Genomic DNA, 11,193 nt, shown 5'->3' on the forward strand with positions numbered 1-11,193 from the left:
AGGAAACATGGCCAAGCGCCCCCACCATCGCATCACCCGATACATCGGCATGGCCGCCATCGCGGCGTCGGTTGCCGCCGGCACCGTGGCCTGCGGCTCCGATGATTCCAGCGCCGGTTCCGGCTACACCGGCACCGTCGGCAAGGTCGACCTGTCCAAGGTGTGCCCCGACAAGATCGTGGTCCAGACCGACTGGGCACCCGAGTCCGAGCACGGCCATCTGTACGAGCTGCTCGGCCCCGACTACAAGATCGACGCCGGCGCCAAGAAGGTCGTCGGTCCGTTGTTCACCGGTGGTGAGTACACCGGCGTCGACATCGAGATCCGGGCCGGTGGTCCGGCGATCGGCAACCAGTCGGTGGTGTCCAAGATGTACCAGGACCCGTCGATCATGCTCGGCTACGTCGACACCGACCAGGCCGTGCAGACCTCCAAGGAGTTCCCCACCACCGCGGTCATGTCCTCGGTCGACATCAGCCCGCAGATGATCATGTGGGATCCGGCCACCTATCCGCAGGTGCAGAAGATCGCCGACCTCAAGGCCACCGGCGCGAGCGTGCTGTACTTCCAGGGCACCACCTGGATGGACTACGTCACCGGCGCGGGCATCCTCAGTCCCGACCAGGTCGACGGCAGCTACGACGGCACCCCCGCCAACTTCGTCGCCTCCAAGGGCAAGAAGGCGCAGCAGGGTTACGCCAGCTCGGAGCCGCAGCTGTACCAGGAGGAGATCGACGGCTGGAAGAAGCCGGTCAAGTACCAGTTGGTCAACGACATCGGGTTCCCCACCTACAAGTCGGCGGTCGCGCTGCGCAGCCCCGATGTGGAGAAGTACTCGGACTGCCTCAAGCAGCTTGTCCCGGTGATGCAGAAGGGCGTCGTCGACTTCTTCGCCGATCCGGCCGCTGCCAACAAGATCATCCTCGAGGTGGTCAAGCAGTACGACACCGGCTGGGTGTACACCCAGCGCAACGCCGACTACGCGGTGGAGACGATGAAGAAGCTCAAGCTCGTCGGTAACAGCGCGATGGGTGCCGTGGGCGGCTTCGACGAGAAGCGGGTGCAACGCATCATCGACGTCACCTCGCCGATCTTCGCCAAGCAGAACTCCCCGGCCGCGGACGGCCTGACCCCGGAGAAGGTCGCGACCAACCAGTTCATCGACAAGTCGGTGGTGATGGGTTGATGACCGCACCGCTCTTCGGTGTGCACACCGACGCCGGCCGGCCCGATTTCGGGCCGGGCGATGTCGATGGCCTGGCCGACGATCTGCTCCCGATCGTCGGCCCCCGGGGCATCAGTTCGTTGCCGCGCGCGATCGACCGAGCCTCCCGAGACGGATCGGGGATGAGCCCGATCCTGTCGGCCGCCGATCTGGGGCGCCCCGACCTGGTGTGCTATCCGCGCACGGTGGAGGTGGTCGCGCCGATCGTGCGGGCCGCCATCCGGCGCGGCGTGCCCATCACCACCCGCGGCAAGGGCACCGGCAACTACGGGCAGGTGGTGCCCCGGTTCGGTGGCCTGGTCCTGGACATGACGTCCTTGACCGACATCACCGGCATCACCGCCGGGACGATCTCGGCGCAGGCCGGTGCCCGCATGATCAACCTGGAACAGGCCGCCTGGAACAACGGGGCGCAGTTGTGGATGTATCCGTCCACGGTGCAGTCCACTCTCGGTGGTTTCCTCGCAGGCGGGTCGGCGGGCACCGGGACGATCGTGCACGGCCGCAATCATCAGGGTTTCGTCGAGTCGGTCGATGTCGTGTACGGCACCGACGACGCCGAACTGATCCACCTCGAAGGTGATGACGCACAGCCGATGGTGCACACCTACGGCGTCGCGGGCATCATCGTCTCGGCCACGGTCCGGCTGGAACCGCTGCAGGACTGGAAATGCCTGTATGCGAGCTTCGCCGAACAACAAGATGCGTTCACCACCGCGCAGGTGCTGTCGAAGGTGGAGCCGTTGCCGCGGATCCTGTCGGCCGACGGCCCGCTCATGGCGGCGGCCCTGCCCGACGATCCGGCGATCGTCAAGGGCCGGGCCAGTGTGCGCGGCATCTTCGACGCCCGCTGCATGGAGCAGGTCACCGACATCATCACCACCGCGGGCGGTCGGGTGGAGGCGGTCCGGGACGGGATCGCGCAGTCAATCAAGATGTCCACCCTGTCCTACAACCACCCCACCTGGTGGCTGCAAAAGGCGTACCCCGGCAAGTACTTTCACATGGAGTGCATGGGCGACGCGCTGGTGGACAAGCTCGACGAGGTGCAGGCGGTGTACGACGGCGGCGTCGTACACCTGGAAGCCGGGCACGGGCAGATGTTCGGGATGGCCAACGGCATCTTCCACAGCCCCGAGCAGGTGATGGAAGGTGTGCCGGCGCTCACCGAACTCGGTATCGCGGTCCACTCCCCCCACCAGTGGTATGTGGACCTCGACGCGGACCGGGTCAAAGCACTTGCCGCGCAGACCGATCCGAAGGGTCTGCTCAATCCGGGGCGGTGGATGTGAGCACCGCGACCCGCCGGTTCGCCGACCTCACCACCGCCGAGGTGGGCACCGCGCTGAGCCGCGACTCGGTGCTGGTGCTGCCCACCGGTGCGGTCGAGCCGCACGGACCGCACCTGCCGATGTCGACGGATCTGGTTGTCGCAGAAGCATTGTCGTCGGCGGTTGTGGACGCCGGTGCCGCGGCTGGACATGACGTGTGGTTGCTGCCGGCACTGGCCTATACGAAATCCGACGAGCACGCCGAACTGCCGGGGACGATGTGGACCAGGGCGACGACGTTCTTCGAGACCCTCGTCGACATCGGCGCCTCGATCGTGGGCACTCCCGCACGGCGCCTGTTGGTGATCAACGCACACGGCGGTAACTCCGCCCTGCTCGAGGTGGCCGCCCGCGAGCTGCGCCGCCGGTTCAACCTGCAGACATTCTTCGCCTGGGGTCCGGCCGCACCTGGCCCCACCGAACGCGGGCTGGGTATTCACGCGGGCTGGGCCGAAACATCGATCATGCTGCACCTGCGCCCAGAACTGGTGGACATGAGTGTGGCGCAGGCTTCGGTCGCCGATGCGGTGGCCGGCTGCGAGCACGTCGGCTTCAACAAGACGATCCGGTTCGGTTGGCTGTCCACCGATTTCAGCGAATCCGGGGTCATCGGTGACCCGACCGGGGCCACCGCGGCCATCGGGCAGGTGCTGTTCGCCGACCGGGTCACCGAACTGGTGGCCGCGCTCGGTGAGGTCGCCACCTTCGACCCGGGTAGGGTGCGCGCATGATCACCGCGGACACGGCTTTCGGGGTCGACTGTGCACCCGAGGATGTTCTGACGGTCGACCCGGTCGACCTGGCGGAGAAGTGGACCCGCCGCGCCGAGGGTATGTCGCCGTTGCTGATGGCGCTGGCCACCGCTGGTGTCGACGGCTACCCACGGGTCCGGCATGTGCTGCTCACCGAAATCGCCGGTGGCGCACTGTATTTTCACACCGACAGCCGCTCGGACAAGGTGGCCGAGCTCACGGCGGCACCGCGGGCGTGTCTGTCGATCCCATGGCCGGCCGATAGCCGTCAATTGTGCGTCGTCGGTGATGTGCGCGGCGCCGACGACGCCGAACTGCGCAGCGCCTACGATGCGCGTTCGCGGTATCTGAAGCTGCTCGCCTGGCTCAACGACGCCGAGCACGCGGGGCTGCCGCCGACGGTGCGCCACGAACGGTGGGCTGATTTCGACGCCGGCCATCCGAGTCTGGAGCCACCGCCGACATGGACGGGTTTCGCGGTGATCCCCCGGGAGTTCACCTTCTGGCGAGGTGACCCCGACGGCCCGTCGCAGCGGGTACGGTTCCGGCGCGCAACACCGTGCGAGGAGTGGAACGCGCAAATCCTTCCCGGGTAGCGCAACGCTGCGACACGCTCAGCGGACCACTCGGGTGACTGTCGGCATGCTTCCGCGCCGCGACGGTACCATCGAGTTCTGCCGACACTGATGAGGTCGTGGGGTACGTCTATTGCAAGCAATGCAATGCATGCGGGAGGTGGCGATGACCATTCTGACAGTTCGGAACCTGGACCCGGAGATTCATCAGAAGCTTCGAGAGCAGGCCGCGGCTCATGGCCGGTCGATGGAGGCCGAGGCCCGTGCGATTCTCGAAGCCGGTGTGGCACCCCGGACGATCAATCTGGTCGATGCGTTGCGCCGATTCGCCGACGAGGCCGACCTGACCGACGAAGAGATCGACCTGATGTTCCCCCCGCGGCGCACCGAGGTTCAACGCCCGGTGACCTTCGGCGACGTCGAATGATCATCCTCGACACCGATGTCGTCGCGGTGGCGATGGGAACGAGCGCACATGACGCGGCCACGGCGTGGCTGAGCCTCCAGAATCCTCATCAGTTGTACCTCACAGCAATCACCCGCGCTGCAGCGTTCGATATCGCCGCTGCCGACTGCTACGGCGACATCGTCGCTGATCGTGACCGTGCAGGCATCCCGATCGGTTCTGCCGATGCGCAGATCGCGGCAATCGCCCGAGTCCACGACGCACTCGTCGCCACCCGCGACAGCAATGGCTTCGCCGGAACCGGTGTCGCGACGGTCAACCCATTCGGCGGTTGAGCCGAACGGCGACAGGCATCAGAGCAACCGTACCGCCCTGCTCGGGACGTTACCCCAGGACGGACGGAGACCTCGAATGCTGCGCCGCGTTGCGCCAGTGTGCTTCCGCTTTCAGGCCGGTACCGGTGAGCACGATGACCGTCGTCTGGTCGGCGGTGATCGTGCCGGCGTCGAGCAGCCTGTCGAGAGCGGCGGCCGCGACGGCGCTGGTGGGTTCGGCGTACAGGCCTCGCCGTGCGAGAGTCACCATGGCGCTGTGAATCTCGTCGTCGGACACCCGAATACCTCCGCCCGCCGAACGCTGGATCGCCTCGACGACTTCGGGGAGCCGTATCGGTCGGGCGATCGAGGCGCCCTCGGCGATCGTCGGGATGCGTTCGGTGCGTTGGGTGTTGATGCCGTCCAGGGCGTCTACGATGGTGGCCCAGTCCTGCGGCTGGCCGGCGAACAGGCGTGGTCGCCGGTCAATGCTGCCCGCGGCGAGCAGTTCGGTGAAGGCCAGATCGCAGCCGAGGACGATGCTGCCGGCGCCGGCCACGCTCACGATGTTGTCGGGTGCGGTGAACCCCAGCGATTCCCAGATCTCGTAGCCGATGGTCTTGACGCCCTGCAAGAACATCGGATGCCAGCTGTGGCTCGCATACGGAATCTCGGCGGAACGGCGGATCGCCTCGTCGGCGACGTCGTCGCGGGAGCCTGTCACCAGGTCGATCGTTGCCCCGTAGGCCCGCACCTGCGTTGTCTTGGCCGGTGACGTGGCGGCCGGAACGAGGATCACGGCGTCGATCCCGGCCGCTGCCGAATAGGCGGCGACGGCCGCACCCCCGTTGCCCGAAGAATCCTCCAGCACCCGCGTGGTCCCCTGTGATCGGAGGTGGGTGAGCATGACCGACACTCCCCGATCCTTGAAACTGCCGGTGGGATTGAACCATTCGAGTTTGGTGTGTACCTGTATCCCTTGCCAGTCGATCGCCGGCATCGGGGTCAGGCCCTCCCCGAGGCTCACCCGATGGGCGACCGATACGGGCAAGGTCCGCGCATATCGCCACAGGGAGCGCTCGGAGGTGTCGAGATCGGCCGGCCGCAGCCCGGGCAGCGGGCTCACGGCCAGCGGTGACAGGTCGTCGCCGCGCCACCGGCGGTCGGTCAGCGCGTAGCGATGCCCGGACCGGTCCACCAGGTAACTCTCGGAGACTCCCACCTCCGGAATTGTTCCAGGCCGCTACCGGGGACGGTGGGAAATGTAGCCACGCTCCTTGTCGACGACGTGGTGCAGCACGTCGGCAGGCTCGTCCGTGCCGCGGGCGACGTAGCGACGGAGGTTGGTGAGGAAGGCATCGGCAAGGGTGTCGCGCCAGCCGGTCACGTCGCCGCTCATGTGCGGCGAGATGGCGACATTGTCCATTGTCCAGAGCGGGTTGGCCGGGTCGAGCGGTTCGTCGGTGAACACATCGAGGGAAGCCGCACCGATCCGGCCGTCTCGCAGGGCCGCGATCAGCGCGGATTCGTCGATGAGCGGACCGCGTCCCACGTTGATCAGGTGCACGTCGGGGCGCATCGCCGCGAGCACCCGTGCGTCGATGAGGTGCCGGGTGGCCGGGGTGAGCGGCGCGACCACGATGACGTTGTCGAAGTCGCCGACGTACTCGCGCAGTCGGGCCGAGTCGTGGACGATACCGAAGTCCGGGTCGTCGGTGCGCGCCGTGCGCCCGGCGCCGGTCACCTGGATTCCCACTGCCCTCAGCAGCGCCGCGATCGACCGGCCGATGCCACCGGTCCCGATCACCAGCGCCGAGGTGCCCGCGGTCCGCCGGGTTTCCCGGTGCCGCCACTGTGCCTGTCGCTGAAACGATTTCGACTCGTGCAGCTGCTTATCCCGGGCGAGGATCGAAGCGAGGACGAACTCGGCGATCGGGCCGTCGAACACTCCCGAGGCGTTGGTCACCACCACCGGGGAGGTCCGCAGTTCATCGAACAGGACGGAGTCGACACCGGCCGCGCAGACGTGCACCCACCGCAGCTCCCGCGTCGCCGGTCCCCAGTGGTGGGCGAGTGCGCCGGAGAAGAAGTCCCACACGACGACGACGTCGGCGCCGGGCAGCGCCTCACCGAGTGTGTCGGCGGTGCATTCGCGCACGTCCGCCAGTGTGGCGACGGTGTCGAGGTTGTGGGGTGCGGGCACGCCGGGTGCCCCGAGGATCACGACGGTTGGACGCACAGACATCCCTTCACCGTAGCCAGCCGACCAACCGAATTCTGTTGATTGTTGACAATCCTACAATCAGTGGCAGTCTCTAGGCATGACCGTCACCGCCGAACCTGCCGGCTTCACTCAGACCGCCCACCTGAGCCCCGTCCTGAAACAGGCGACGCCGGTGGTCGTCGATCACGCCCGCGGATCGTGGATCCACGGCACCGACGGCCGGGACTACCTGGACTTCACCACCGGCATCGGTGTCACCAGCACCGGCCACTGTCATCCGCGGGTGGTCGCGGCGGCGCAGGCACAGTGCGCGAAGATCATCCACGCCCAGTACACGACCGTGATGCACGAGCCGCTGCTGGAGCTGACCGCCAAACTGGGACCGCTCCTGCCCGCCGGCCTGGACTCGGTGTTCTATGCCAACTCCGGGTCCGAAGCGGTCGAGGCGGCGATCCGGCTCGCCCGCATGGCCACCGGCCGGCCCAACATTGTGGTGTTCCAGGGCGGATTCCACGGCCGGACCGTCGCCGCGGCAAGTCTCACCAGCGCCGGTACCCGCTTCTCCGCCGGCTTCTCACCGCTGATGCCCGGCGTGCACATGGCGCCGTTCCCCTACGCCTACCGGTACGGCTGGGACACCGACACCGCGATCGACTTCGCCCTCGACGAACTCGACTACCTGTTCGCCACGCGGGTGGCACCCGACGACGCGGCCGCCTTCCTCATCGAACCCGTCCTCGGCGACGGCGGCTACCTGCCGACTCCCCCACGATTCCTGCAAGGTCTGCGGGAACGCGCCGACACCCACGGGATCGTGCTCATCGTCGACGAAGTCCAGGCCGGGTTCGGGCGCACCGGAAAATTCTGGGGACACCAGCACGCTCCCGGACTGACCCCCGACATCCTCGTCACCGCGAAAGGCCTCGCATCCGGATTCCCGATCTCCGCGATCGCCGCACCCACCGCACTGATGGCCAAGGCGTGGCCGGGATCGCAGGGCGGCACCTACGGCGGCAACGCGGTGGCCGCAGCCGCGGCGATCGCCACCATCGACGTGATCGCCGACGAGAACCTCGTCGAGAACGCCCGCGTCCGGGGCGAACAGCTCCTGGCCGGGTTACGTGCGCTCGCCGGGCGCTTCCCCGCCATCGGGGACGTGCGGGGACTGGGCCTGATGGCCGGGATCGAGTTCGTGATCGCGGGATCCGGCGGCAGGCCACAGCCGGATGCGACGGCCGCCGCCGCCGTGCAGCGGGCCACCACCGGCCGCGACCTGCTCACCCTCACGTGCGGTCCCGCGGGCAACGTGGTGCGCCTGATCCCGGCGCTGATCGTGTCCGAGGATGAGATCGCGCTGGGACTGGATCGGTTCGAGCGGGCCTGCGCCGAGGTCTTCGGTGACGGTGACACACTCGGGTGATATGACCTCGCGCAGTCGCCCAGCAGAAGCCGTCGCCGGTGATCTCGCCGCGCTCGGCATCGAGTTGGAGTATGGTGCCAGGCGTCTCGCCGAATACGCCTACGACGCGTCGAACTACCGGGTCCGCCCGCTCGGCGTGGTGTTTCCGCGTGATCCGGAACAGGTCGCGCGGGTGGCCGGGTACTGCCACACCCATGGCATCGCGCTCATCGCCCGCGGCGGCGGAACGTCGATGGCGGGCAACGCGATCGGTGACGGCATCGTTCTGGACCTGTCCCGCCACCTGCATCGCGTCCACGACATCGATCCGGCCACCGGCACCGCGCTGGCCGAATCCGGGATCGTGCTCACCACGCTGGCCCGCACCGCGCAGGAGGCCACACACGGCCGGCTCACCTTCGCCCCCGACCCGTCATCGGCGTCGCGGGCCACCCTCGGCGGCGCGATCGGCAACGATGCCTGCGGCAATCATTCGGTCCGTCACGGGCGCACCACCGATCATGTCGAGGAGTTGCACCTGGTGACCGCCGACGGGCTGCAGCTGACCGCCACCCGCGGCGGGCTGCATGCCACCCGGGCCGGAGACGACGCGGCGGCCACCCGCGCCCGGCAGCTCACCGCACAACTGCACGCGCTCACCGACCGGAATCTGGCGGAGCTACGCACGGGTCTGGAGACCATTCCCCGTCAGGTGTCGGGCTACCATCTGGCGAAACTGCTGCCGGAAAACGGTTTCGACGTCGCCCGGGCGCTGGTGGGCAGCGAGGGCACCTGCGCGATCGTCGTCGCGGCGCGGGTGCGGCTGGTTCCGGTGGCCACCTTTCCCCTGTTGTTGTGCGTCGCCTATCGCTCGGTGAGCGATGCCGCCCGCGACATCACCACGGTCCTGCCGTATGAGCCGTCCGCGGTCGAAGGCATCGACCGCAAGATCGTCGCGACGATGGCCGCCCGGCGCGGTCCGCACACCATCACCGCGCTGCCCGGCATCGACGATCCCGCGTGCACCGCATGGCTGTTCATCGATCTCGATGAACACAGTGCCGTCACCCACTCCGATCCCGACGTCGAGTCGGCCGCCGCCCGGCTCCTGGACGAGCTGGCCGTCGCGGGCCGGATGATCGCCGGGGTCACCGTACCCGGCCCGGCGGCGCGGAAAACACTGTGGCGCATCCGGGAGGACGGCGCGGGCCTGTCGTCGCGACTGGCCGACCCCGACGACGACTCCGTCGGTGCCGGTTACGAGTCGTGGCCGGGCTGGGAGGACGCGGCGGTGGCGCCCGAACGGCTCGCCGACTACCTCGACGACTTCACCGGACTCCTGCAGCGGCATCAACTGACCGGGGTGATGTACGGGCATTTCGGTGCCGGCTGCATGCATGTGCGCATCACCTTCGACCTGCGCAGCGCCGACGGCCGCGCCGCGATGGAACGCTTCTGCACCGACGCTGCCCGGCTCGTGGTGGCCCACGGCGGGTCCCTGTCCGGGGAGCACGGCGACGGCCGGGCCCGCTCGGCGTTGCTGCCCATCATGTACTCACCGACGATGTTGGCCGCGTTCGCCGAGTTCAAACGGATCTGGGACCCCGGCGGCCTGCTCAACCCCGGCTCGATCACCGACCCCGCACCCATCACCGCCGACCTTCTGCTGGCCGATGTGCCCGACCGCGACTGGCGCACCGAGTTCCCGCTCAAACCATTCGCGGGAACTGTCCAGCGGTGCATCGGGGTGGGACGCTGCCGGACCACTACCGGCGGGGTGATGTGTCCGAGCTACCGGGCGACGCGGGACGAGAAGGATTCCACCCGGGGCCGTGCCCGGGTGCTGCAGGAGATGGTGCGCACGGCAGGCACCGTGGACGCGGGCTGGCGGTCGGCCGAGGCCGCCGACGCCCTCGACCTGTGCCTGTCATGCAAGGCGTGTTCGGTCGACTGCCCCACCGGGGTGGACATGGCCACCTTCAAGTCGGAGTTCCTCCACCACCATCATGCGGGCCGGCTCCGCCCGCTCGCCCACTACTCGCTCGGCTGGATGCCCGCCTGGTTACCGGTCGCCGGTGTCGCGGCCCCGATCGTCAACGCCGTCCTCGACAGCCCGCTGCGCTCGGTGGCCACACGCGCGGGCGGCCTGGACCCACGCCGGAGCATGCCCCGGTTCGCCACCGCCCGGGAACGGCGCCGACATCGCCGCGCCGCGCCGTCGGTCACCGCGGCGACCGACGTGATCGTGTTCGTGGACTCGTTCACCCAGGCCTTCCGGCCACATCTGATCGGCGCCGCCACCCGGGTACTCGGTGGCACCGGCCAGGCTGTGGGCTGCACATCGGATGCCTGCTGCGCCCTCACCTGGATCTCCACCGGGCAGCTCACCAAGGCGCGGAAGGTCCTGACCCGCACCGTCACCAGGCTCGACGACGGCACCGACCGGCCGATCGTCGTGATCGAACCGAGCTGCGCCGCCGCTCTGCGCAAGGACCTGCCCGAACTCGTCGGCACCGATGCCGCCAGGCGGGTCGCCGCGCGGGTGCACAGTTTCGCCGACCACCTGCCGCAGTTGATCGAGGACGGCTGGCGGCCCCGGAATGTGCCGGAGGTGGTGACCCTGCAGACCCATTGCCACGACTACGCGACGTTCGCTCCCCGCACCCGGGAGGTGCTCGGCGACCTCGGAGTCAAGGTGCGCACCGCCGACGGTTGCTGCGGTGTGGCCGGCAACTTCGGTTTCGAACGCGGTCACTACGAGGTGAGTGTCGCCGTCGCCGAACAGGCCCTCGCGCCGGCGTTGCGGGCGGCCCCCGGCCATCCGGTGATCACCGACGGCTTTAGTTGCGCGATGTCGGTCGAGCACCTCACCGCCATCGACCCCGGCATCCGGTCCACCGGTATCCACCTGGCCGAACTGCTCGATCCCGCACCACCGCACATCCCGGCGAAAGGACGACCCTCATG

General features: G+C 68.4%; 10 protein-coding genes. 8 read left to right on the top strand and 2 right to left on the bottom strand.

The annotated features are described in order from the left end of the window. Positions 1–7 precede the first annotated feature (7 nt). From GOAMR_RS05005 to GOAMR_RS23500, 6 genes are all read left to right on the top strand, one after another. Entirely contained in the window at positions 8–1,186 is a 1,179-nt protein-coding gene (locus tag GOAMR_RS05005) for a substrate-binding domain-containing protein (RefSeq protein WP_005183516.1), read from the top strand. Further along, positions 1,186–2,517 carry an FAD-binding oxidoreductase gene (locus tag GOAMR_RS25490; protein WP_005183517.1) on the top strand — a complete coding sequence of 444 codons (1,332 nt, stop codon included), beginning with the start codon at positions 1,186–1,188 and terminating at the stop codon, positions 2,515–2,517. Before GOAMR_RS05005 ends, GOAMR_RS25490 begins: the two co-directional genes overlap by 1 nt. Continuing rightward, complete coding sequence (locus GOAMR_RS25495; RefSeq protein WP_005183520.1) at positions 2,514–3,287, top strand: creatininase family protein; 774 nt, start codon at positions 2,514–2,516, stop codon at positions 3,285–3,287. Before GOAMR_RS25490 ends, GOAMR_RS25495 begins: the two co-directional genes overlap by 4 nt. Then, complete coding sequence (locus tag GOAMR_RS05020) at positions 3,284–3,904, top strand: pyridoxamine 5'-phosphate oxidase family protein (RefSeq protein WP_005183524.1); 621 nt, start codon at positions 3,284–3,286, stop codon at positions 3,902–3,904. The genes GOAMR_RS25495 and GOAMR_RS05020 overlap by 4 nt, the downstream gene beginning before the upstream one ends. 145 nt (positions 3,905–4,049) lie before the next feature. Continuing rightward, the gene (locus GOAMR_RS25320; RefSeq protein WP_040514442.1) at positions 4,050–4,310 is read left to right on the top strand and encodes a FitA-like ribbon-helix-helix domain-containing protein; all 261 of its coding nucleotides are present in this window, start codon (positions 4,050–4,052) and stop codon (positions 4,308–4,310) included. Then, the gene (locus GOAMR_RS23500; protein WP_005183529.1) at positions 4,307–4,624 is read left to right on the top strand and encodes a PIN domain-containing protein; all 318 of its coding nucleotides are present in this window, start codon (positions 4,307–4,309) and stop codon (positions 4,622–4,624) included. Before GOAMR_RS25320 ends, GOAMR_RS23500 begins: the two co-directional genes overlap by 4 nt. A gap of 49 nt (positions 4,625–4,673) precedes the next feature. On the opposite strand, the gene GOAMR_RS05035 is transcribed toward GOAMR_RS23500, so the two are convergent. Then, positions 4,674–5,825, bottom strand: a complete 1,152-nt coding sequence (locus GOAMR_RS05035) for a threonine synthase (RefSeq protein WP_005183532.1) — start codon at positions 5,823–5,825, stop codon at positions 4,674–4,676. Positions 5,826–5,846: 21 nt separating this feature from the next. Next, positions 5,847–6,848, bottom strand: a complete 1,002-nt coding sequence (locus GOAMR_RS05040) for a D-2-hydroxyacid dehydrogenase (protein WP_040514394.1) — start codon at positions 6,846–6,848, stop codon at positions 5,847–5,849. Positions 6,849–6,924: 76 nt separating this feature from the next. Here GOAMR_RS05040 and GOAMR_RS05045 point away from each other — a divergent pair, with 76 nt between their 5' ends. Beyond that, positions 6,925–8,247 (top strand): aspartate aminotransferase family protein, encoded by a 1,323-nt coding sequence (locus GOAMR_RS05045; protein WP_005183537.1) that lies wholly within the window; start codon positions 6,925–6,927, stop codon positions 8,245–8,247. Position 8,248: 1 nt separating this feature from the next. Then, positions 8,249–11,193 (top strand): FAD-binding and (Fe-S)-binding domain-containing protein (locus GOAMR_RS05050; RefSeq protein ID WP_005183540.1); only part of this gene is annotated, 2,945 nt, incomplete at its 3' end.

The sequence above is a fragment of the Gordonia amarae NBRC 15530 genome, from assembly GCF_000241345.1.
Taxonomy (GTDB): domain Bacteria; phylum Actinomycetota; class Actinomycetes; order Mycobacteriales; family Mycobacteriaceae; genus Gordonia; species Gordonia amarae.

Coding starts and splice junctions, on each gene's coding strand:
- GOAMR_RS25490 (WP_005183517.1), top strand. CDS start 1,186: ATGACCGCACCGCTCTTCGGTGTGCACACCGACGCCGGCCGGCCCGAT.
- GOAMR_RS05045 (WP_005183537.1), top strand. CDS start 6,925: ATGACCGTCACCGCCGAACCTGCCGGCTTCACTCAGACCGCCCACCTG.
- GOAMR_RS23500 (WP_005183529.1), top strand. CDS start 4,307: ATGATCATCCTCGACACCGATGTCGTCGCGGTGGCGATGGGAACGAGC.
- GOAMR_RS05040 (WP_040514394.1), bottom strand. CDS start 6,848: ATGTCTGTGCGTCCAACCGTCGTGATCCTCGGGGCACCCGGCGTGCCC.
- GOAMR_RS25320 (WP_040514442.1), top strand. CDS start 4,050: ATGACCATTCTGACAGTTCGGAACCTGGACCCGGAGATTCATCAGAAG.
- GOAMR_RS05005 (WP_005183516.1), top strand. CDS start 8: ATGGCCAAGCGCCCCCACCATCGCATCACCCGATACATCGGCATGGCC.
- GOAMR_RS05020 (WP_005183524.1), top strand. CDS start 3,284: ATGATCACCGCGGACACGGCTTTCGGGGTCGACTGTGCACCCGAGGAT.